The 22,231-nt window shown below is 56.4% G+C and carries 22 protein-coding genes; 7 read left to right on the forward strand and 15 right to left on the reverse strand.

Annotation, left to right across the window (positions count from 1 at the left end; all coding sequences use genetic code 11):
- Positions 1 to 19: 19 nt before the first annotated feature.
- The 4 genes from MHK05_RS08375 to MHK05_RS08390 all read left to right on the forward strand — a co-directional run bounded on the left by MHK05_RS08375 (position 20) and on the right by MHK05_RS08390 (position 3,520).
- A complete protein-coding gene (locus tag MHK05_RS08375) occupies positions 20 to 943 on the forward strand; it encodes an ABC transporter ATP-binding protein (RefSeq protein WP_239206075.1) in 924 nt (307 codons plus the stop codon).
- Between the two features lie 39 nt (positions 944 to 982).
- On the forward strand, positions 983 to 1,774 hold the full coding sequence (locus MHK05_RS08380; RefSeq protein ID WP_200287528.1) for an ABC transporter permease: 792 nt from the start codon (positions 983 to 985) through the stop codon (positions 1,772 to 1,774).
- Positions 1,775 to 1,929: 155 nt separating this feature from the next.
- The gene (locus MHK05_RS08385) at positions 1,930 to 2,919 is read left to right on the forward strand and encodes a sensor histidine kinase (protein WP_239206077.1); all 990 of its coding nucleotides are present in this window, start codon (positions 1,930 to 1,932) and stop codon (positions 2,917 to 2,919) included.
- Positions 2,912 to 3,520, forward strand: coding sequence for a response regulator transcription factor (locus MHK05_RS08390; RefSeq protein ID WP_239206079.1), 609 nt, complete (start codon positions 2,912 to 2,914; stop codon positions 3,518 to 3,520). Before MHK05_RS08385 ends, MHK05_RS08390 begins: the two co-directional genes overlap by 8 nt.
- Before the next feature lie 46 nt (positions 3,521 to 3,566).
- Here MHK05_RS08390 and MHK05_RS08395 read toward each other — a convergent pair whose 3' ends face one another.
- Together MHK05_RS08395 and MHK05_RS08400 are read right to left on the reverse strand one after the other, a co-directional pair.
- Entirely contained in the window at positions 3,567 to 4,949 is a 1,383-nt protein-coding gene (locus tag MHK05_RS08395) for a hypothetical protein (RefSeq protein WP_239206081.1), read from the reverse strand.
- A gap of 205 nt (positions 4,950 to 5,154) precedes the next feature.
- Positions 5,155 to 5,328: an antitoxin gene (locus MHK05_RS08400; protein ID WP_023021594.1), complete on the reverse strand. Its 174-nt coding sequence runs from the start codon at positions 5,326 to 5,328 to the stop codon at positions 5,155 to 5,157.
- Between the two features lie 357 nt (positions 5,329 to 5,685).
- On the opposite strand from MHK05_RS08400, the gene MHK05_RS08405 reads away from it, so the two are divergent.
- Positions 5,686 to 6,945, forward strand: coding sequence for a site-specific DNA-methyltransferase (locus MHK05_RS08405; RefSeq protein ID WP_239206083.1), 1,260 nt, complete (start codon positions 5,686 to 5,688; stop codon positions 6,943 to 6,945).
- On the opposite strand, the gene MHK05_RS08410 is transcribed toward MHK05_RS08405, so the two are convergent.
- From MHK05_RS08410 to MHK05_RS08420, 3 genes are read right to left on the reverse strand one after another with little or no spacing between them, the layout of a single operon-like run.
- Entirely contained in the window at positions 6,942 to 7,901 is a 960-nt protein-coding gene (locus MHK05_RS08410; RefSeq protein ID WP_023021596.1) for a CE1 family esterase, read from the reverse strand. The genes MHK05_RS08405 and MHK05_RS08410 overlap by 4 nt on opposite strands.
- The gene (locus MHK05_RS08415; RefSeq protein ID WP_239206111.1) at positions 7,898 to 9,640 is read right to left on the reverse strand and encodes an ABC transporter ATP-binding protein; all 1,743 of its coding nucleotides are present in this window, start codon (positions 9,638 to 9,640) and stop codon (positions 7,898 to 7,900) included. Before MHK05_RS08415 ends, MHK05_RS08410 begins: the two co-directional genes overlap by 4 nt.
- On the reverse strand, positions 9,640 to 11,070 hold the full coding sequence (locus MHK05_RS08420; protein ID WP_239206085.1) for an ABC transporter transmembrane domain-containing protein: 1,431 nt from the start codon (positions 11,068 to 11,070) through the stop codon (positions 9,640 to 9,642). Before MHK05_RS08420 ends, MHK05_RS08415 begins: the two co-directional genes overlap by 1 nt.
- A gap of 37 nt (positions 11,071 to 11,107) precedes the next feature.
- Here MHK05_RS08420 and MHK05_RS08425 point away from each other — a divergent pair, with 37 nt between their 5' ends.
- Positions 11,108 to 11,914, forward strand: a complete 807-nt coding sequence (locus MHK05_RS08425; protein WP_239206087.1) for a methyltransferase domain-containing protein — start codon at positions 11,108 to 11,110, stop codon at positions 11,912 to 11,914.
- On the opposite strand, the gene MHK05_RS08430 is transcribed toward MHK05_RS08425, so the two are convergent.
- The 5 genes from MHK05_RS08430 to scpB form a co-directional block, all read right to left on the reverse strand.
- Positions 11,911 to 13,296 carry an anaerobic C4-dicarboxylate transporter gene (locus tag MHK05_RS08430; protein WP_239206089.1) on the reverse strand — a complete coding sequence of 462 codons (1,386 nt, stop codon included), beginning with the start codon at positions 13,294 to 13,296 and terminating at the stop codon, positions 11,911 to 11,913. The genes MHK05_RS08425 and MHK05_RS08430 overlap by 4 nt on opposite strands.
- 156 nt (positions 13,297 to 13,452) lie before the next feature.
- Positions 13,453 to 15,033, reverse strand: a complete 1,581-nt coding sequence (der, locus tag MHK05_RS08435) for a ribosome biogenesis GTPase Der (RefSeq protein ID WP_086589034.1) — start codon at positions 15,031 to 15,033, stop codon at positions 13,453 to 13,455.
- A complete protein-coding gene (cmk, locus tag MHK05_RS08440) occupies positions 15,026 to 15,721 on the reverse strand; it encodes a (d)CMP kinase (protein WP_200287537.1) in 696 nt (231 codons plus the stop codon). The genes der and cmk overlap by 8 nt, the downstream gene beginning before the upstream one ends.
- The gene (locus MHK05_RS08445; RefSeq protein WP_005329503.1) at positions 15,721 to 16,632 is read right to left on the reverse strand and encodes a pseudouridine synthase; all 912 of its coding nucleotides are present in this window, start codon (positions 16,630 to 16,632) and stop codon (positions 15,721 to 15,723) included. The genes cmk and MHK05_RS08445 overlap by 1 nt, the downstream gene beginning before the upstream one ends.
- A gap of 55 nt (positions 16,633 to 16,687) precedes the next feature.
- On the reverse strand, positions 16,688 to 17,242 hold the full coding sequence (gene scpB / locus MHK05_RS08450; RefSeq protein WP_023021604.1) for an SMC-Scp complex subunit ScpB: 555 nt from the start codon (positions 17,240 to 17,242) through the stop codon (positions 16,688 to 16,690).
- Positions 17,243 to 17,330: 88 nt separating this feature from the next.
- On the opposite strand from scpB, the gene MHK05_RS08455 reads away from it, so the two are divergent.
- A complete protein-coding gene (locus tag MHK05_RS08455) occupies positions 17,331 to 17,897 on the forward strand; it encodes a GNAT family N-acetyltransferase (RefSeq protein WP_239206091.1) in 567 nt (188 codons plus the stop codon).
- Here MHK05_RS08455 and MHK05_RS08460 read toward each other — a convergent pair.
- The 5 genes from MHK05_RS08460 to MHK05_RS08480 form a co-directional block, all read right to left on the reverse strand.
- The gene (locus tag MHK05_RS08460) at positions 17,894 to 18,691 is read right to left on the reverse strand and encodes a segregation and condensation protein A (RefSeq protein WP_200287539.1); all 798 of its coding nucleotides are present in this window, start codon (positions 18,689 to 18,691) and stop codon (positions 17,894 to 17,896) included. The two genes, MHK05_RS08455 and MHK05_RS08460, sit on opposite strands and share 4 nt — an antisense overlap.
- Before the next feature lie 6 nt (positions 18,692 to 18,697).
- Positions 18,698 to 19,570 carry a ParA family protein gene (locus MHK05_RS08465; protein WP_034668724.1) on the reverse strand — a complete coding sequence of 291 codons (873 nt, stop codon included), beginning with the start codon at positions 19,568 to 19,570 and terminating at the stop codon, positions 18,698 to 18,700.
- Between the two features lie 127 nt (positions 19,571 to 19,697).
- Positions 19,698 to 20,693, reverse strand: coding sequence for a hypothetical protein (locus MHK05_RS08470; RefSeq protein ID WP_239206093.1), 996 nt, complete (start codon positions 20,691 to 20,693; stop codon positions 19,698 to 19,700).
- A 12-nt stretch (positions 20,694 to 20,705) separates the two neighbouring features.
- Positions 20,706 to 21,596 (reverse strand): site-specific tyrosine recombinase XerD, encoded by an 891-nt coding sequence (gene xerD / locus MHK05_RS08475; protein WP_049360922.1) that lies wholly within the window; start codon positions 21,594 to 21,596, stop codon positions 20,706 to 20,708.
- Positions 21,593 to 22,231 (reverse strand): NUDIX domain-containing protein, encoded by a 639-nt coding sequence (locus MHK05_RS08480; protein ID WP_239206095.1) that lies wholly within the window; start codon positions 22,229 to 22,231, stop codon positions 21,593 to 21,595. The genes xerD and MHK05_RS08480 overlap by 4 nt, the downstream gene beginning before the upstream one ends.

The following is a 22,231-nucleotide window of genomic DNA, read 5'->3' on the forward strand; positions in this document are numbered from 1 at the left end:
CCCCGGATACTTTTCAGGTATGAGCACGACAGACCTAAGGGCTAAACACACACCAGCCATAAAAGTTTCCGGAGTGAGTAAAACTTTCACCACGAGGGGCTCAGAGCCAGTCCGTGCGCTGAGCGAGGTTTCATTTAGTATCTCCCAAGGCGAGATCGTAGGGCTCCTAGGCACCAATGGTGCAGGTAAAACCACCCTCTTTGACCTCATCCTAGGGCTCACCACCCCCACCGCAGGCAACATTGCCGTGCTTGGCCGCACCCCACGGGCCGCCGTCCAAGGCTCAGAAATCGGTGCCGTACTGCAAACCGGCGGCCTCCTACCCGAGCTCACAGTCCTTGACACCCTGCAGATGATGTCCGCCACCTTTCCACATCCACTGCCAGTCGGGGATATAGCCGCACAAGCCGACCTCACACGGATCCTTCACCGAAAGGTGGGCAAATGTTCTGGTGGCGAACAACAGCGTGTACGCTTCGCCCTCGCGCTTTTAGGCAATCCCCACGTTCTCTTGCTCGATGAGCCTACTGCAGGAATGGATGCTAATGCTCGCCACGAATTCTGGACCACCATGCGCCGCCAGGCAGAGATGGGACGAACTATTGTCTTTGCCACCCACTATCTGGAGGAGGCGGACAATTTTGCGCAAAGGATTATTCTCCTTCATGAAGGCAAACTACGTGCGGATGCAAGCGCCCAGGATTTTCGCGAGCAGTCGGCCCAGCGCATTGTCGAGGCGAAGTTCGCAGGGCCAGTCCCCTCTACAGACGAGCTACCGATTTCTGCCGAGATTTCCCAGTCTGGCGACTACGCCCGCATGGTAACCAGTGACTCTGATGCGCTTGCAAGATACTTCCTTAACCACACCTCGGCGCGCGACATCACAATTCGGAACCGCTCCTTAGAGGACGCATTTTTAGCGATGACTGCGCCCCAACCTTAACCAGCCACTTCCAGTAAACCTTTACACAAGGAATCTCCCATGACGATTAAACCTGCAACCACCACTGCACGAACCCTGCGGTTTGCTGCCCATAACCTGCTGCGCCTGCGTCGAAACTTCACCCCGATATTTTTCAGCACCATTTTGCCGGTGTTTTTCTATCTCCTCTTCGGCGCCATGATGGACTTTGGCGATACCCCCTTTAAAGGAGGTAATTATGCTGCCTTAGAAATGATCAGCATGGCACTCTACGGCGGCGTCGCTGGTTCCGTTGCAGCCGCTGGCTCCGCCGTCACCGATGCCAAGACTGGGTGGGCACGCCAACTAGCGCTTACTCCATTACGCTCACGCCAGCTGCTATGGGCAAACCTCATATCCATCGGCTTTCAAGCCCTGCTACCCATTACGGCAGTATATTTGACTGGCGCCGCTACACATGCGGAAATGCAGCCACACCAGTGGATCTTAAGCTTCATTTCCTGCCTCCTAGTTTCCATTCCCTTGGGCTTTTATGGCTTGGTGTGGGCAATGGCGTTGCCCACCGACAACTCCGTCGCAATCGCCTCGACGTCTGTTGTTCTTTTTCTTTTCGCGGCGAATGTGTTCACACCGCTGACCAAGCCGCTAATGGAGTGGGGCCGCTTCACTCCCCTTTTCGGTCCAGCTGTACTAGCCCAGTGGCCTCTGGCAGAAGGAAGCCAGTTTCTCAACGGGGATGAAGGCACGATTACGCACCCGTTGTGGATGGCGTGGCTAAACTTCACGGTATGGACGACAATCTTCCTGACCGCGTGTCTCCTGCTACGCTCCCGCGACAAAGCTCGGCGCTGATGTCATCTCTCCGAGAGCCATTCCGCGGTTTCAGCCTCAAAAGTGCGCTTTTTGCCAGTGTGTGGTTTGTCTTTCTCATTCCCGGACTGGGGAGCACTTTTGCCGCGCCGGGGATGACCCTCACTAATCAAATCGGGGCCCTTTCGTGCGCTCTAGTGTTCGGTCTTGTCTATTTCTTCGCTTTCGGCGCTGGAGGCTACTACCCCCGCGGATGGCGGGTAGAGCAGCGAATCGGGCTGTATTGGTTTGCACTTGCAGCCATCGCGGTATTGTCGACTGTCTTCTTCGGGAGCATTGCCGTCATTTTTGCGCCGTACTTGGCGGCGTTGCTCGGCTTTAACCTTCCTTTGCGCCACAGCTTAGCGTTCACCCTTCTTACAGGGGCTGTGGTGGCTGCTGCCACTTGGTACCTTACGCCCAAAAATATCGGCTGGGTCCTCATCGTCCTTTTCGCTTGGCCAATATTTTTAGTGCTGCTCGGCACCTTTTCCCAGCGTCAAGATAGTCGCGCAGAGCTAGAACGCCGATTGGAGCTGGCACGCCAGCGCGAGGATATTGCTACCGATGTTCACGATCTCTTGGGGCACTCTCTTACCGTGATTAATCTTAAGTCCGAGCTGGCGCGCCGGCTAATAGATACGGATCCACAGCGGGCAAGTCAGGAACTGCAAGAGGTAAGTGAGCTTTCTCGCCGAGGTCTGGCGGAAGTCCGCTCCACAGTGACTCGGATGCGCATGCCCACCTTTGAAGGCGAAATCCACGCCGCCCGGAGGGCGCTCGAAACCGCGGGTATTACGCCCTATTTGCCTTCGGCTACTAAGGCCTCTGGCCTTTATGACGCCGAATTTTCCTGGGCTCTGCGCGAATTGACCACCAACGTGGTCCGACACTCCGGTGCCACCCACTGCTGGGTCCAAGTGACAGACCACCAACTGCAGGTAGCAGACGACGGCTGCGGATTCGGTGCAGAAGAAAGCCTGTTCCGTCCCCAAGGAGGGCTTAGTGGTCTGCGCAAACGCGTGACAAAAGCTGGCGGGCAGCTGCTTTTTACGCGCCGCAATGACTGCACGCTCGCCTTGGTTACTATGGACGGAGACAACGACTTTCTTCCTCTTAGCACCGACGGAGGTGTAGGCGATGCCTGAAACCATTCGAGTTCTCATTGCTGAGGACCAATCATTGGTGCGAGGCGCGCTAGTTGCTCTCTTGGAAACAGAGCCAGACATTAGCGTTGTGGCACAGTGTGCAACGGGTGCGGAGGTTGCGGGGCTCGTCGCCAAGCATAGCGTCGATGTTGCTCTGCTGGATATTGAAATGCCCGGCAAGAACGGGCTAGATGCCGCCGCTGAACTGCAAGGCACGGGCTGCCGCAGCCTCATAGTCACTACCTTCGGCCGCGGTGGCTACGTGAAACGGGCGCTGGAGACCGGAGTTTCCGGGTTCGTAGTCAAAGATACCCCGCCAGAAAAACTAGCCGAAGACATTCGGCGGGTGCACTCCGGGCTCAAGGTCATTGACCCAGCACTCGCCCAAGAGACCATTTTCATTCAGGAAAATCCACTGAACACACGCGAACAGGAAGTCGCAAAATTTGTCTTGCAAGGTAGCGGAACTCACCAGATCGCCCGCAAGGTACACCTGAGCAATGGCACGGTACGCAATATTGTATCTTCGCTCATCGCTAAAACCGCGGCTGAAAATCGCTTTGAGGCAGCGACCATTGCGCAAGCACAAGGTTGGCTTTAATAAAACGCGGCCCCGGTGCTGAAATCCCCCTGTTGCTTGTATATGCCTAATCGGGCCTTTTTAGCTCGAGCACATTGACCATGCCCTGAAGGATTATATCCATCACCTTAGAAGCCAGGTTGAAGTAGAAATTAGCCGAGTGATAGCGCAAGGCCCCTACGGTACTTAGCTGCGAGAGGCCGTGGATGGAAGCCCACAAAGCTGCAATCTGGGTAAAAAGAATCCACGGCGAACGTGGTCCATTAGACTCAGAAATGGCATCTCGCACCAAATTCATGATGAAGGTAAATGCCTTGCCCATATCAAATGGTTGCTCAGTTTCGCCGGTCTCGTCGAAAAAAACGGGGACGATTGAGCGGCTAGAGACCTCAATGAGGGCAACAAACCCAATGGGATCCTCAAGCGCATATTCCAAGTACCCAAAGCCGGTTGCCTTGATATAAGCAAGTCCGTGGGAGCCTTCAGGCAGAACCTGGTTTTGGCGCATGATTGCCAGCGTATTAGCTTCATCCAAGGATTCTTCCAAAGCACGCAACAGGTGAGAATCGCCGTCAAAGAGATGCTCGGCATCTGGCAGATCTACGCCCGCCCGTGCAGCTGCTGAGCCCAGATGCAGATTAGGAAGCCCATTGTAGACGATTTCTTCCGCCGCACCTCGGAAAATGGCTGCGCGCTTTTCCTCCGCCGTGCACTTTGGCATGTCCTTTGCAGCAGTAGTAAACGGGACCGGCGGTTCCCCAGAAAGCGCCTCTGGTTCGAAGGGGGCTATCTGCCCGTCGCGCAAGCAAATTTCCAAGCCGGAAAACAACGTCTCAAGACAAGCATTAAAGGTCTGCTTCTTCGCCGTCGGCGAAAGGTGTCGCATAATTCCAAACGTGGCCAAGTGGGTAATTCCCTGCAGCTCACACAAGAAAGAGAGCGACTGGATAACTACCAGCCGGTGCTTAAACTCGCCCCGTGCGGCAACTGCCGCATCCCGCATGTGCTCGAGTACCCAGCGGAAGATGGGAGGAAATGCGTCGAAGCTTTCCGCCTGCTCAATGCCGTCTTCAAAGTTGGGAAAGCTCGTCGCCGTCTGACAGTTATTATAAGCAGCGAAATAGGTCGGGTTTTCAATAGCTAAGTTAAAGTAAACCTTGGCTACTTCACGAAGTTTCTCAATAGCCGCAGCATCATCCGGCAACCTATCTAGTGCCTTAAACGCTGCCACACGGATTCTTTCATCCAGGAATCGGCTGGTTTGAATATATAGGTCGTGGTCGTCTTCAAAAAAGGACTTAGCTTCATCGACTGGCACATCGATTTGCTCCGCGACAGCACAAACCTGTAAAGCGTCGCGCCCACCCTTGGCCAGGATACGAGCACTCTGCTCCAGCAAGCGCTGCTTAGCGGAGCCCGCGTGGGAGACGGAGCCTTCAAGATTGTTCACACAAATAATCCTAGCGATTTCCTGCAAAAATTCAGCCCGGTCCGCCCATTTTATAGCTCAATTCACCCACAAAAAGGTGACATCACTGGGATAGACCTATTGCAGATCACTGCGTTCAAGCCCGATACAATTTTGGCCCCCACCCTGACGGGTTGGGGGCCAAAATAAAAACTAACTGTTCACCCGTCTAGCAGGCGAACGCTATTTACTCGTTGCCGAGCTTGCCATCAGCAGCGTCGCGAGCCTTGTCGATCTGGTCTGCCTTGTCCTCGCCCAGCTTGCCCTTAGCTGCGTCAGCAGCCTTGTCCAAGCCCTTATCGGTGAACTCTTCGCCCTTGTCGGAGTTCAGTGCATCCTTGGCCTTATCGAAGATACCCATGTGGTTATCCTTTCTTCTAGTTCTAGCTTTGTCTAATTATTGCCGTGTCCGGCAACACATCCCAACGTACCGATACTTCTAGCTCCATGCCACCAAATCGAGCGATTGAGTCACTAGACCAAATATTCTTTTCCGCTAAACCAAAAGCAATTCCGCTCTGTAACGGAGTTCTTCTCAGAATGACAAATGGAGGCCCCACAGCCTGACGACCATGTCAGGCCACTGGCTTAGCCGCACTCCAAAGCCCCATGCTATTAGGCAGCGGCAGCATTTTGGCTAATACCAAATGCCCAGATTCTTGCGAATGCTAGCGTTAGACGATATTGACGTTTCCTCCCCTGACAAAGGCTTTGCACCATGGCTACTGCTAACCCACCGCGCCCATCACACCCGGATACGGGCGGGGAATTTTTTGGCTTAGTTTGGCCAGGCAAAGACGCAGCCCGAGAAGCCGCACATACGCCCTTGGCGCGGAATTTCCCGCTCGATTCTGCTCTTAGTACACCGGGTGACTCCCTCAATAGGATTTTTGCCGCAGATAACCTTCCAGTCTTAAAAGAGCTAGCCGCCCGCCGGGAAGTCTTCGACGTCATATATATCGATCCCCCTTATAACACGGGCAAAGACTTCGTCTACCGCGATAACTATCGTTTACGTCGCCAGATGCGTTCAGGTAGCTATGCGGAATGGCACTCGGAATGGCTGTCGATGATGCTCCCCCGGTTAATTTTGGCTCGTGAAGTACTGTCCCCTGAGGGGTTCATCTTCGTCTCCATTGGCGAAGACGAGGTAGCCAATACCCGCAAGGTTCTCGATGAGGTTTTTGGCGAGGGATGCTTTGCCGGCCAATTGATTTGGAAGAAGGCCGGTACTGGCAAAAATGATGCAAAATACGCCGTGGTAGAGCACGAATACATCCTGTGTTATGCCCGAACTCCAGACAACCCCGGTTTCAATATCGATATCCAAGGTCATACCTCCACTAAATATAACCATGAGGATGACAAGGGAAAATACTCCTTGGTACGCCTAGATTCTAAAACCCTTGGTTACCTTCCTTCTCTAGATTTTCCTATTTCAGGGCCCGATGGAAAGGAGTATTGGCCAGACCAACCGGCGGGAAAGAAAAAGGTCGCTCGCTGGCGATGGAGCCTCGACAAGGTGGAACAGTTCTACGATGAGCTGGTTTTCCGTCGAGGGTTTGTCTACACCAAGAACTACCAGAAGGTAGGAGCACGCCCACGTTCGATCCTGGACGGCGAGCGCTTTGGAGTGACCCGCACCGGCCGACGCGATGCGGAGGAAGCAATGGGTATAGAGGGCATCTTCGATTTTCCAAAGCCGGTACGCCTGATTAAACACCTTCTGTCCATTGGTGGTGGCAAGGATGCTCGCGTCTTAGACTTCTTTGCTGGGTCCGGCACCACAGCGCAGGCGGTTATAGAGCTCAACGCCGAAGATGGGGGGTCCAGGACTTTCCATCTAGCGCAAATTCCGGAGCCTACCTCCCCGCGTAGCACGGCTCACCGCGCTGGTTTTTCTACCGTTGCAGATATTTGCATGGAAAGGGTGCGCAAGGTTCCAGGTGCTACCTTTCAGGTCTTTAAGCAGTTCTAGGTTTGTGCGGTACCGGATGGACGGCCAGGAATTCCGAAGAAATCTAAGACGCGATCGGTAGCGAAGAACCTACCTACCTCGTTGTGCGCGTCCGCCGTGCCTCCAGGCCACACGTGCGAACCCCCGGCGATACGGATATGTTCGAGCGGTGCGGTACAACCACTCCACCTCATATCGAGCGCATTATTGACCAAGCGGGTGGTATCGACCTTGGTCGAACAACCATTGCGTTTGCGGTCTTGTTCCAGCACGGACTCCACGGAGTAGTACTTGGTCTTGTGGCGAGTGCCTCCGTAATAGCCCACCACAGGGTCTACGGTGCCGTGCATATCCAGCCGCCCGACGGGAGAGTGCGCACAGTTTTTCAGAATGTCTTCATAATAGGCAGCGGAAACGGTGGCAACGGATTTGAAGGTATCGGGCATCTGGCAGGCCAGATAGGCAGCGAATCCGCCGCCATTAGACATACCGGTGGCAAAAATTCGACCATCATCGACATGGTAAGTAGCGCGGACCGCATCAATTATTTCCCGCACAAACTTCTTATCTTCCGTTGTCGAGGTCTTGGCATATGGAGCGGGGCTCCACGCCTTTTTCTTGCCTTCTGGGAAAATCATGATGGCATCTGCAGCATCAAGACGAGAATAACCACGGAGGTTTTCGGCAGACTGACCCCACCCGTGAAAGGCGAGGACGATAGGCCATTTTTTATCCCCAGAATAGTCTTTGGGCACACTGAGGATAAAGGAACGCCCGGAAGGCAGGTTGATCGTCCTAAAAGAGCCCGGCTCAGGGCCGTTCAAGGGTGCGGAGGTAGGGATTCCTAGGTTAACGGTGTTGGTGGTCTCTGCCGCGTGCGGGGACTCTGTTGATTCGCTAGAACACGAAGTGCCAGCAGCGGCAAGGAAACACACAGTTACCGCACCGAGCACGGCCCGAAGTGACCTCGCGTTCATCCTTGTCTTCCCTTCTGCCATGCGTCCCATAAGTGCTTATAACGGCCACCATAATCTAGCAGGTCGTGGTGACTTCCCTGTTCAACCACGCGGCCATTATCCATCACGATGATTCTATCCGCCCGTGCTGCTTGGTCGAGCCGATGCGCCACGACCAACGCCGAACGCCCACGGGTGACTTCGATGGCGGCCTTTTCGAGGGCTTCGGCTCCCACCGAACCCGCCTCCGCAGTGGCCTCATCCATAATGACGATTTTCGGGTCCAAAAGCAATATTCGTGCTAGCGCGAGTTGTTGGGACGCCACAGGATCTAATTGGACTCCCTGTGAGCCGATAACCGTATCTAGGCCCTCGTCTAGTTGCGCAAACCAGCGTGCGCCCACCCGGTCGAGTGCTTGAAGCATCTGTGCGTCGCTTGCCTGAGGGGCAGCCAAAGAAAGATCCTCGCGGAGGGTGCCTGAAAAAACGTGTACCTCTTGGGAGATCATGGCTAATCGCGCCACGCGCTCAGCGTCCGAAAGAAGTGCTACCTCTACCCCGTCGACCAAGACCTTTCCTTCCTCAGGAACCCGCAAGCCAGCCAAAAGTGCGGCCACGGTAGTCTTACCCGCGCCGGAGGCTCCGACTAAAGCCACCGTATGCCCGGCAGGAATATTGAGGCTGATGTCTCGTACAGCCCAGCCACCGTTGCCGTAGCTAAAACTCACATTTCGCATTTCGGCTTCTCCGTATGGGGCTGGAGCGCCGTAATCCGGCACCGCCCGCGGCGGGTCAACGACGACCCCGACTATGCGAGACAGCGAGGCGTAGCCGGATTGTACGGTGTCGATTACCCGCATCAATCCCATGAGTGGGCCCCGCAAGCGGATGAGCAGAAGCATGGCTGAGGTTACGGCGCCAACCGTGAGTGCTCCCGTTTGCACCGCCCAAAAACTCACCCCAAGACCACAGCACAGCATGGTGAGCTCGATGCCAGTCATCCACAGCTGTAGAACCATCATGGTTTTACGTGCTGCGTAGCCATCCTTTACCACTTGCGCGGAGGCACGTTCGATGCCGGCATGCATCTGCCCTTCCAGTCCAAAGGCGCGCACGGTCTTTCGCCCTCGTATCGCCTCAAGAAGCCTGCGCGCGCGCTCAGCCATGGCCGCACGCTCGTCGGCATAGCGGCCAGGGGCTCGGTGCAGGTACCTGCAAGCGGCGACTACATATAGCGGCGTAACTGCAACTATTACCAGTATGTATTGCCAATTGAGGCTAAGCAGCGCCACCCCGGTGGTGGTGATGGCAAAAGCAGATTTGGCCAACACTGGTGCGGTCTCGGTGACCGCTGCCGAGAGCTCTGCTACATCATCGGTAGAGCGAGAGACCAAATCCCCGGTGCCCGCTTCCTCCACACGATGTGTGGGCCAGCGCAAAGCGGTAGACAGCATGTCTTCACGCAAAGCCGAAATCACCCGCTCTATAAGGCGGGAGAGAAGAAAGAACCCCGCTGCAGAGAGCACTGCGGAGACGACGGCTACCACTATCAACGAAAGGCCAATAGTAGAAATTGCGCTTTTGGTGATGACGGCATCAACAATCTTTCCCAGCAGGATCGGGATCGCTACATTGGCGCTTGCGCCCGCGGTGAGTAAGGCAAGGGCCACGGCAGCCTGCAGCCGCGAACCGGGGACGTCGGAAAGTTGCCGGCTAATTTCTTCGCGCACCTGGCGCCAAGAAGCCGTAGGAAACCGCATCATAGCCTCGATCCCATAGCAGTCCATGCCGGCGAAGCGGTATAAACGAGTGTTGGCTTTATACCGCGGTGGTGTGCTACCCGCTGCGCAATGACTTGCTCAGTCACCGAGTCCACGGCGGTAGTGGGATCGGCTAAAACAAGGACCGCAGGGTCCGCCGCAATTGCTCGTGCTAGCGCCACGCGCTGCTGTTGTCCCCCGGAAAGATTTCGGCCGCCCTCCCCCACCTCGCGATCTAAACCACCCGGGATATCTTCCCCCGCGGCCGTGTAAAGCGCCCGTTTGGCAACCGCGCTATCGGAAGAAATATTCTCCTGCACGGTTCCCTCAAAAAGCAGCGTATCGTGCGGAGCAACAAGGAAACGCTCCCGCGGCAGAAAAACTAGATCACCTGGGACAGGCTCGGCCACCACGCTCACTCCAGGGGCGAGGGCCGGAAGCTGCGGTTTCTTGCCTTCCACGCTGGGAGCAGCAAGGACGGCTGTAATGCGGGCAGCACTTGCCTGCGCGGCTGCCCAGCGCGAGGCAATATTTCGTCCCAACATCGTCATCGGCGTGATGACGAACTGCGTCAGACCAATAACCGTAATAAGCTCACCCACACTGATAGTGGAATGCATTGCCAGCGCACCTGCCCCAAGGCCCACCGCAATGACATACACCGAGCCCAAAATCTCCGTAGCAGCATTGAGGCGCGCTTGGGAGGCATTGGCGTCTACCGTTCGCTCATAGGCAGTGTCAGAGGCCTGGGCATAGCGCATACTCACCGTTGCTACCGCACCCAAGCCTTTGAGTATCCGAAGGCCGTGCACCAGATCGGTGGCCATTGCACTGGCTTTGGCCAACGCCGCCTGGCGGATTCCTGAGCGGGCGCGCAGTGGCTGTGCCGCGCGCACCGAGCCCGACACCACGAGCGGGCCGCCACACAAAATGGCAATGCCCAAGGGTAGATTGATGCGGCTGGTCATGATAGCCACATACACAATGGCGCTAATCTCTGCGACGGGGAATACCGTCATCATCACCGCATTCTGCACCCGCCTAGCGTCCGTGGAGGCAATAGCCAGCAACTCGCCGGCGCTGCGGGGCTTGCCCGCCATTCCACGCGGGTCTTGAATCCTATCCGTGATGGCCATGCGGACATCGTGGCCAATTACCAACATGGCTCGGGCATTCAGCCCGCGCCCGTACCAGGCGGCTAGGGCATTAAGACCGAATGCGGCTACTAATACCGCTAGCCATAGCCCCAGCCGGTGGATGGATCCCTGCTCCACGGCTTCATCGATGGCATGGCCCACTATCACTGGGGTGGTGGCGTTAAGCAGAAAGGACACAACCATGCATAGCGCTGCCGGCACAGTAAGAGCAGGGCGGGAAAAGACCGTCTTCAGCAGCCACCTGGGATCTGATGCTGCGGGAAGTGTCCTCATAGGCAGCCATTCTAATTCGCGGTAGGTTAGATGAGCTATGTCGACTCGCCGCCCAGATCCCCGTCACTTTCCTAGCTACCGCAAGGCCTCCACGAAGCAAGGCCCCGGTTTCCGCACTGCCGCGCAACGCACCGCCTCCGCCCAAGCCTTCCGCCGCGGCGCTAGCACGTACCACGATGTACGCCCTGGCTATCCGGACGAAGTCACTGCCCTTATCGCCCCTGCCCACACCGTAGCTGATATAGGTGCAGGTACCGGAAAGCTCACTGAGTCCCTTCCCAATGAGCGGGTTATAGCCTTGGAGCCTTCCGCCGATATGGCGGGAGTTCTCGCTTCCCGTCTACACCTGCCGGTCCTGCGTGCTACGGCCGAAAACACCGCGCTTGCCGACGCCTCCTTAGACGCAGCCTGCCTCGCCCAAACCTGGCACTGGGTTGATGTGGCAGCCGCCTGCGCAGAGCTTGACCGCTTCCTCGCGCCGGGCGGAAAAATCCTCTTGGTCTGGAATACGCTCGATGTCAATGCCGACCCATGGGTTTTGCGGCTTTCTCGCATTATGCACTCTGGCGATGTACATAAACCGGGTTTCTACCCGGACTATACGGCGCCGTGGTCTTTAGAGCGAGAACTCCGCCTGACCTGGGAGCACAAACTTACCCCGGAACAACTTCACCAGCTAATGCATACCCGGTCTTACTGGCTACGCAACGGCGAAGCCATCCATGAGCGCATGACCCACAACCTGGACTGGTACCTCTACGAGCACTTGGGATATACGCCCGGACAAAAACTGCACATCCCGTACCGCACGGATGCCTTCGTGCTGGTACGGGAGTCGGATTAAAGCAGGATCTGCGCTAGGAGCGAGCCCACGACGCAGGAAGTAAATACCGAGATGGCGCCGGGAATCAGGAAGGAGTGGTTGATGACGAACTTGCCAATGTGCGTCGTTCCCGTGCGGTCAAAGCCGATGCAGGCAAGGTCCGAGGGGTAGGTGGGCAAGATGAAGTAGCCGTAGGCCGCGCCGTAGAAACCGACGATGATGGCAGGGTCGATGCCCAGCTGCAGGCCAATCGGAGCAATTGCAACCAAGGCCGCGGCCTGCGAGTTCACCAGCTTAGACACGATGACCAGCACCACGGCGTAGGCCCATGGGGCGGCCTCCACTACGGAGCCCAGGTTGGATTCCAAAGCGTCGATATGGGCTTCGAAGAAGGTATCCGCCATCCAGGCCACACCGAACACGGAGAATACTGCGGTCATGCCGGCTTTAAACACCGGGGTGGAAGCGATCTTTTTTGGGTCTGCCTTGCAGCTGAGCAAGATAATTGCGCCGGCTACCAGCATGACCATTTGGATAACCAGGTTCATAGACAGCGGGCTTAGCTCGCCATCATCTCCCGGAACAAGCGGGCGAAGGAATTCAAAGGCACCGAGGGCGACAACGCTGGCGATAGCGACGAGGAAGATAACTACCGCACGCTTTGCTTCCGGCGAAAATTCCTCATCCATAAGCGACCCAGTGGATTGGTTGATGCTTTCGGCAAACTCCGGATCCTTCATTCGCTCCTGGAATGCCGGATCCTCGTCCAAGTCCTTGCCGCGGCGCAGCGACCACAGTGCGGCAAGAATGACGCCAGAAAGTGACGCTGGAAGAGCCACCATCAGGATCTGCGGGATGGAATAGGCGTGGTCGATAGCGCCGGCATTTTCCGCGATGATAGACGCCAAGGACACGGTGGCCACAGACACTGGAGAGGCCGTAATACCCATCTGCGCCGACGTCGAGGCGACAGCCATCGGGCGTTCTGGGCGGATGCCCTTTTTCAGCGCAATGTCCTCAATAATCGGAAACATCGTGTACACCACGTGGCCCGTACCGCATAGGACCGTCAAGAACCAGGTAGTAAGCGGCGCGAGGATGGTGATGCGCTCTGGGTGGGCGCGAAGGAACTTTTCGGCAAATTGCATCATCACTTCCAACCCGCGGGCCTGTTGCAAGGTAGCCGCGCAACCAATGACTGCGATGATGGTCAGCATCACTGACACCGGAGGCTCGCCCGGGGCGAGGCCGAAAACAAAGACCATGAGCATCAGACCGATGCCGGAGATTAGTCCCAGCCCGATGCCACCATAGCGAGTGCCCAAGAGCAGGGCGCCAAGGATGATGATGATCTGGAGCACGATGGCCAGAATTGAATCTGGCGCGATTACGCTGGCTAACATACAAAGCCTTCCATCACGAGAGGATCTATAACTGGTTATATCCTATCGATCCCCACATGAACGGACATAAACGGACAGGCGAGCTAATTCTCACACCGTTTTCAGTGCAAAAATCGCTCGCCTGAATGCTATAATCCCAGCGTAACGGGCATACTGCTAGCGCTTCTTGCCGCGCCTCTCCCGCACTCGCACTGCGATGCGGATGGGCGTTCCATGAAAGCCAAAACGCTCACGGAACTTGCGCTCGAGGTAGCGGCGATAGGCCGCATCCAAAAATCCTGTCGTGAACAAGACAATCGTCGGCGGCTGCGTGGATGCCTGCGTGGCGAACAAAACGCGCGGCAGGCGGTTATTTTTCATCGGCGGAGGATTAGCTGCGATGGCCTCACGCAACCAGTTATTCAACTGCCCCGTAGACACGCGCTGGTCCCAGCTTTCCAGCGCCTCGATCATGGCAGGTTCCAGCTTCTGCAGGGCGCGGCCCGTTTCGGCGGAAATATTCACACGCGTAACCCACGGTAGGTGGCTCAGCTGCTGATCGATCTCGCGGTCTAGGTAGTAGCGGCGGTCCTCATCCATGAGGTCCCACTTATTGAATGCGATAACGAGGGCTTTGCCTGCCTCTAGCACCATATTAAGCACGCGCTGATCCTGCTCAGAAATCTCCTCAGAGGCGTCGATAAGCATAATGCAGACCTCGGCAGCATCGATAACGCCGCGCGTACGCAAGGAGGCATAGTACTCATGTCCCTGCGCGTTTTTGACCTTCTTGCGCAGGCCGGCAGTATCAATGAACTTCCACAGCTGCTCATCCAGCTGTACCAAAGAGTCCACCGGATCCACGGTGGTGCCCGCGACATTATCCACCACGGAGCGCTCTTCACTGGTCAGCTTATTGAGCAGGGAGGATTTACCCACATTAGGCTTGCCCACCAAAGCGACGCGGCGCGGACCAGAAGTAATCGCGGTCTGCCGCGGCTCTTCCGGAAATACCCGCAAAATCTCATCGAGCACATCCGCGCCGCCGCGGCCGTGCTGAGCAGATACCGGCCACGGATCGCCCAGGCCCAGCGCATAAAACTCGGCCATATCCGCATACTGATTATCGGAATCAAACTTATTCGATACCAGAATCACCGGCACGGGGGATTTTTGCAGGCGGCGGGCCATGACCTCATCCGTCGCAGTAATTCCCACCTTGGTGTCTACCACCATGACGATGACGTCAGCAGTTTCCATCGCCACCTCTGCCTGGCGAGCGATTGCGCCATGGATGCCCTTGACGTTCGGATCCCAACCGCCGGTATCTTGTACCAAAAAGCGCTGCCCATTCCAGTCCGCTACATAGGAGATTCGGTCACGGGTAACGCCCGGGTGGTCTTCTACCACTGCTTCGCGGCGGCCAAGGAAACGATTGACCAAAGAAGACTTGCCCACATTAGGGCGACCCACAATGGCTACCGTGCACAGAGCTTCTTCGGTGTGATCATCGGACTCAACACCAAAAGCACGGGAGAGTTCCTCCCATTCCTCTTCGCTTAGCGGCTCTTCTCCTTCTGTTTCTTCACCAAAATCGGCCTCGCCGAATTCCGAGTCATCGAACTCATAGTCAAATTCCTCGGCATTGAAGTCATCAGCGGCCCAACCAGGAGAGGCTTCTACCACCTCATCATCAAACTTTCCGGCCGGGTAATGGAACTGAGTCTCCGACTCTTCCTGGGGATCATGCTTAGTCATTGACCGACTCCTTTACCACGTTAATCAGGGCCTGTATGACATCCTCAGGGCTCATATCCGAGGTATCAACTAAGGTTGCATCGTCTGCTGGGCGCAACGGCGAGGTTTTGCGTGAAGAATCTGCCGCATCGCGGCGCTGCACGTCTGCGAGTACCGTCTCGTAGTCTGAAGCGATTCCTGCCCTTTCGTTCTGCGCCTGACGTCGGCGGGCTCGGACTTCAGCAGAGGCGGTCATGAATGCTTTAGCAGGGGCATCAGCAAGCACAACAGTGCCAATATCGCGCCCTTCTACAATAGCGCGATGTGCCTCGCGGGCTAGTTTGCGCTGCAGGGCTACCAGATTTTCCCGAACTTCCGGAATGGCAGATACGGCGGAGACATTGCGAGTGACTTCGTCTTCCCGAATAACGCGCGCGACATCCTCGCCGCCGAGAAGAACCTCGGTGGAATCTGGATCATCGGAAACTTCCAATGGCAGATCGGCTGTAGCAGCAATCACCGCGGACGTATCCGCAGGGTCCACTCCCTTACGCAACACGGCAAGAGTTGCTACACGGTACATGGCACCAGTGTCGATGTACTTTGCATCGAGTTGTTTGGCTAGGGCGCGGCACGTGGTCGACTTACCAGTCCCAGAAGGGCCATCCACAGCCAGGATGAGGCCCTGATTCGGCATATTAGAAATCATTACATCTCCACCGCCTTATACAAACTAGTCAATTCGCTGGAATTGAGAGCTCGCAGACCACCGGGCTTCATATCGCCCAACTGCACCGTATGAAGCTTGGTACGCACCAAACGCTGCACGGGGAAGCCCGCCTCTTTCAACATGCGGCGCACAATGTGCTTGCGCCCCTCATGCAGCTCAAGACGAACCAAAGAATATCCCTGGTTGGTATCTACAACCTGCGCAAAATCTGCCTTTGCCAGGCCATCCTCCAACTCGATTCCTTCCTTGAGCTGTCGCACAAGCTTCCGGTCGGCCTCACCCAAAACAGTTGCGAGGTAGGTCTTCGTCACCTCATACTTAGGGTGCATCAAACGGTTAGCCAACTCGCCGTCATTGGTGAGAATAAGCAGCCCCTCGGTATCGGCGTCGAGGCGGCCTACGTGAAAAAGACGCTGGCCAGCAGCAACCTTTTCCGAAACCACGTCGCCTACGCACGGGCGGCCCAGGTCATCAGACATAGTGGACTGCATGCCGCGCGGCTTGTTGAGCACAAAATATTCGTGCTCCTCGTTGACATTGACGCGCACACCATCTACTCGGATGACGTCAACAGAGGGGTTTACCTTAACGCCCTGCTTGGAAATGATCTTGCCGTTGACCTCAACACGGCCGGCATCGATGAGGATTTCAGCGTGGCGACGAGAAGCAACGCCTGCCTTAGCGAGCACCTTTTGGAGACGTTCCCCCTTAGGCTTGTCTTCATCGACCAGCCAATCGGCGCCCAGTTCTCGGGCTACGGATTCTGCAGTAGCCTTCTGCTTTTTCTTTGACACATGCTGGTGACGGGCCGGCTTAGCATTAGAGACAATGATGTCACTGTCTCGCTGCTTCTTATCCGGTGTGCCGTCACGGCGAGCGGGAGGAGTCACGTACGTGTCCTTTTCTCTCGAAGATATGAAATTACCTGGGCAATCTTACCCCACGCTAGTACTCCTCGTCGATCGCCTCCACGTCAGGCAATAGCGGCGCCAAGTCCGGCAAGCGCTCCAAAGAATCAATCCCTAATAACTCGAGGAACAATTCCGTCGTCTCATAGCGGTGCGCGGCACCTTCAAAATCATCCTGCGGCAGCTCCCGCACCAATCCGCGCAGGCCTAGGGTCCGCATAACACCATCGACATTGACGCCGCGAACAGCGGCAACCTGCTGGCGGGTTACGGGCTGGCGGTAGGCTACCACCGCCAATGTCTCCAGGGCCGCACGCGAGAGCTTTGTCTGGGCGCCATCCAATAGGAATTCTTCTACCGCGCCTGCGTTTTCGGAACGCGTATAAAAGCGCCACCCCTCTTGGGTCTCGCGCAACTCGATACCAGAACCACGATCATTCAGCTCGCGCTGGACAGCGCGCAGGCAATCACTGACGACGTCCCTTTCCGCCCCCAAAGCACGCGCCAAGGACTCCACCGAAGCTGGGGAATCGAGTACGAGCAAGATTGACTCAAGGCGGGAACGGAGCTGCGAGATGAGGGGAAGGTCCATAGACGCCAAGCTTACTGTAGCGGAAAACGACGCCTGAAATTTCCTAAATCACTTTCGGTTCCTATTGTGAGGCGGATAACATATTGCAATGGAAACTATTACCCGCACTGACAGACTCATTCTCATCCCACTGTCCGCCGCCAATATCGAAGAGACCCACAAGGTCTACAGCGACGGGCGAATTTGGAGCCACCGACCCAACGGGCGCTTTGCCGATATCCGCACCACCCGTGCACTCGCGCAATCCTCCTCCCAATCGTGGGAAGCCCACCATTTTGGACCATGGGCCGCCTACATGCGCCATAATCCTTCTGAGTTCGTCGGAGTTGGTGGGGCCATTTTTGTCGAAGACGGAAATTTCTGGGACATCAAATACCGCCTCCGCCCTGCTCACTGGGGCTCAGGATTTGCTACAGAGATCCCTTCGGCGACGCTAAAGAGCATTCACCAGGTTGATCCTGAATCCCCCATCACCGCCCGAGTGACGACCAACCACCCAGCAGCGATCCGGGTCATTGAAAAGCAAGGACTCCAACAAGTGTGGGAAGGCCGCCGCGTAGGCACCGAGGACAACCCAGATGAGCCTGACGTACGCGTTTATTCTGATCGCGAGCTGGCCCCGGAGACGCTGAAGTTTATCCAGCAGCGTCCTTAGTCCCAGTTCGCGGCGGCAACTACCGCTGGGTCAACGTCCAAACCCGTCCACGAAAGGTCCAACTGGCCCAGCGCTTCTTCCTGTTGTGCGTCAACCGCCTTGGCCTTGTACAACTCCAAAAGAGCCAAGAAACGGCCCACAACTTGCATAGAAACCGTGCAATCGCGGGTCAGGGAACCAAAACTCATCCATTGACCGGCGCCCAGTAGCTTTAGGGTTTCCAGGATCTTGCCGGCTTGCTCTGGTACCGATACCGCCACGGAGTGCACGTGGCCGGTGGCCACTTCTTCCGGCGGCTTTGGGCGGAAGACTCCCGCGGCGAGCTCTGCGAAACTGGCTGGCGTATGGCCGAGGGAGACAGGAGGCAGTAGCTCCGCAAACTTCTCCTCGATAGCTACCGCCCGCGGATAGCTCCGCTGGGCCTCGCGCTGCCACTCCGCGAATTGGTCCGCTACTAGTTTATAGGCCTTATATTGCAAAAGACGAGCAAAAAGAAGGTCGCGCGACTCCAGCAGTTCCAAGTCTTCAATCTCGTCGACATCACCGCGAGGCAGGAGCCGCGCCGCCTTTAAGTCCAAAAGCGTCGCTGCCACCAGCAAGAAATCAGTGGTCTCATCCAAATCCGCAGACTCGCCCAGCTGCCGCGTATAGGCGACAAACTCGTCCGTTACCTCTGAAAGCGCAACATCAGTCACGTCCATCTTTTTGGACTGGATAAGCTGCAAAAGCAGGTCAAATGGGCCCTCAAAATTTCGCAGTGCAATGCGAAAGCCCGTAATCTCCGGCTGGGTCACGATACCTTAAACGGTCGAGCGCTCAATGACCTCTTTGGCCAGGTTGCGATACTGCTGCGTAGCAGGAGAGTTTGGCGCCCACGTAGTAATCGGCTCTCCGGCCACTGACGTTTCCGGGAAACGAACGGTCCGAGTAATTACGGTGTCAAAGACTTTATCGCCAAAATAGTCCACCACTCGGGACATAACTTCCCGAGCATGCTTCGTGCGGCGATCAAACATGGTCACCAAGATACCCATGACCTCAAGATCAAAGTTGATACGGTCAGAGACCTTTTCCACCGTGTCAGTCAATAGCGCTAAACCACGCAGGGAGAAGAACTCGCACTCCATTGGGATGATCACGCCCTGGGAGCAGGCAAGCGCGTTGACGGTAAGCAGCCCCAACGAGGGCTGGCAGTCGATGATGATGAAGTCATAATCGCGCCGCACTGGGCGCAGGGCCCGAGCTAGCGTGTGTTCGCGGCCTACTTCATTGACCATCTGAATTTCCGCAGCAGAAAGGTCAATATTCGCCGGTACCAAATCCAAGCCTGCTACACCAGTGTGCTGGATAGCGGAGTGAATAGAGGTATGGCTATCGAGCATGACGTCATAGATAGTGTCCTCGATATCGTCATGTGTGAGCCCCAAACCTGCCGAAAGCGCACCCTGCGGGTCAAGGTCAACCAAGAGGACTTTACGGCCATACTCAGCCAAGCAGGCTCCCATATTAATGGTGGAGGTGGTCTTACCCACGCCGCCCTTTTGGTTACACATCGAAATAATGGTGGCCGGCCCATGCTTTTCCAAGGGTGCGGGTTCTGGCAACTCGCGGATAGGACGACCGGTCAGCCCCACCTCTACATCAGAGGCAGAAAAGAGACCCTCTTCGCTCACAGTCACACCTGCTTCCTTGACGCCAAGTTCCGGACCATGACACTTGGCTTAGGGTTGATTACAACGTTGTCATTAAAGCGTACCCGCTACAGCAAGAAAGTACCGAGACTTAGTTTATATCAAGCTTTTAGCGTTGACTAGAACGTCGTTTGAGTGCGGCCACTAGAGCGATCAGAACGATAAGTATCGCCGCAGCTGCCCCTCCGATAATCCAGCCCATATGCGAGCTCTCATTATCATCTTTGGGTTCTTCCTGTTGCCGCTTATCGAGGTTCTCTGACGCAGATTGATAATTAGGGTCCTGCAAAGTGACGATGAGGGCGGCACCAGAGCCATCGTTGCGCAGCAATTGCATAATGAAGGGATTATCAGGCGCTTCAACCTCTGGATACGTCAGAGTGAGGGTACGTGATGAAGCATCCACGTCGCGCTTTACGCCTTGGATAATATTGCCTTCACCATCAAGGTAGCGCAGCTTAACGTCGTTTTCCTCCGTGTCCTTAAACTGCTGGTAGAGGTCGTAGGCCTGCTTGAGCCCCATCTTCGCGGTAATCGTATTGCCTTCGATATGAGATTCAAGGTTGACGTATTCCGCACCTTCAAGGTTGGCTTCCCCTGCCGGCTTACGTTCCGGTTTTTCGCCTGGGACTACCGGGAGATTTTCGTTCTCTTTCGCCGGCGCGGGCTTTTCCGCCCCACCTTCGGCCCCCTTGTCTGCCGGCGGATTGCCGCCGTCATCCGGCCTATTCGGTGCCGGGCTCGGCGCTGGAGCACCCTCTGCACCGTCGATTTCTTCCTGAATGTCTTCCTGCTCCACCGAACCATCGGCTACCAGCGTGAGAGTTGCATTCATACCCTGGGCGGAGACGGGAACAGAGATTTGGCCGCCCTCTGGTGGGGCGGTGATGGTAGCAGAGGTACCAGAGGCAGAAACGTTCCACCCATCACCCGAGTAGCTCGCCTCGGCCGGCACTGGCAGGCTCACGGTCGTGGTTTCGCCGGCCGGAACCGGGATAGGCGCGGCAATAGCGGCTTCTACCTCCGGTGGCAGCTGTGCCTGCGCCACCGCGGGGAAAAGCAACGCGGTAGAAAGTACCGCGCCGGCTACACGAGTAGAAAACATATATGTCCTTTCTTAGGCACGGGGGTGAGCAGTGCGCCACACCTCACGCAAGGAGTCGGCAGTGACGTGGGTATATATTTGCGTTGTCGTCACGGATGAATGTCCCAGCAATTCTTGCACGGTGCGCACATCTGCGCCGCCTTCAAGCAGGTGCGTCGCAAAAGAATGCCGCAAGGTGTGGGGAGAAATGGACTTTCCCAGATCTACACGCTGTGCAGCTGTCTTTAACACTGCCCACGCGCTTTGGCGCGATAAAGCCCCGCCGCGGGTATTGAGAAACAACGCCGGCGTTGTGCCTTTGCTCAGCACCGGACGAGCCCGCACCAAATAGGCGTCAATGGCCTGGCGGGCATGCGAACCCAAGGGCACAATCCGCTCTTTGTCGCCCTTTCCGTGCAGGTGGATTACCTCTTGCGCGGAGGAAACGTCATCAACGTTTAGGGAGATTACTTCTGAGATTCGCGCGCCAGTACCGTAGAGCATTTCCAGCAGAGCACGGTCGCGCACATCCACCGGGGTTTCGGTGGGAATTGCCTCAATAAGGCCGCTGACCTCGTCCACCGATAACGTCTCAGGCAAATGCTGTCCAGTTGATGGAGGGGTAACCTCAACCGCAACATCGACGTCTACAACGCCTTCTGCCACGGAAAATTTATGCAACCCGCGGGCTACGATGAGAGCACGATTAGCCGAGGACGCAGCCATTTTTGACCGCAGATCCTTGAGATAGGCCTCCACCATAGGCCGCGTTACCGCGCGCAGGTCCTCTACCCCGTTGTCCTCCAACCAAGTGACATAGCGCCGGACATCACGGCGGTAATTACTCAACGTATTGGCAGAAACGCCACGCTCAACCGCCAGATGGTTAAGCCACGTCTGCGCTATATCTTCGACTGCACTCACAGCTGCTTCAGGTCCGCGCCCGTGCGCCGGGCACTCATCGACGTCGGCCGCAACGTGAAAGGCTCATCCACGCTGCGGGTCCCCTTGCCACCGCGCAGCACTGCATAAGCCGCCAAAATGCCGCTGCAGGCGATGGAATTGACGATTTCGCCTCGCATTACCTTCTCGACGGCGTCCTCGAGCCGGACCCAAGCAACCTCCATATCAGCTTCTTCATCCCCGGTAGCCTCCATACGCGGCACCTCAGAAAGGTCGGAGGCTAAGAAAACGCGGACCGCTTCTTCGCAGAACCCCGGTGAAGTTACCAAATCCGTCAGCACTGACCACGTCTGCGCGCTCAGACCAGCTTCCTCCTGTAACTCCCGCTTCGCGCCGGTTAGCTCATCTTCGCCGCGTACGTCGAGCAAACCTGCCGGTAATTCCCACAGGCGCTTGCCCACGCTGTGGCGATACTGATACACCATGGCAATGCGTTCGTCCGAGTCCAGTGCCACCACTGCCACCGCGCCTAGGTGCTCTACTACCTCGCGGGAGGCAGGAACATCGCCGGGCATGACAACCTCGTCGCGGCGGAGAGCGAGAATGGGGGCGTCGACAAGCAATTGCGAGTCAAGCACCTTGAAATCATGCGCCAT

The organism is Corynebacterium nasorum (assembly GCF_022347325.1).
GTDB lineage: Bacteria > Actinomycetota > Actinomycetes > Mycobacteriales > Mycobacteriaceae > Corynebacterium > Corynebacterium kefirresidentii.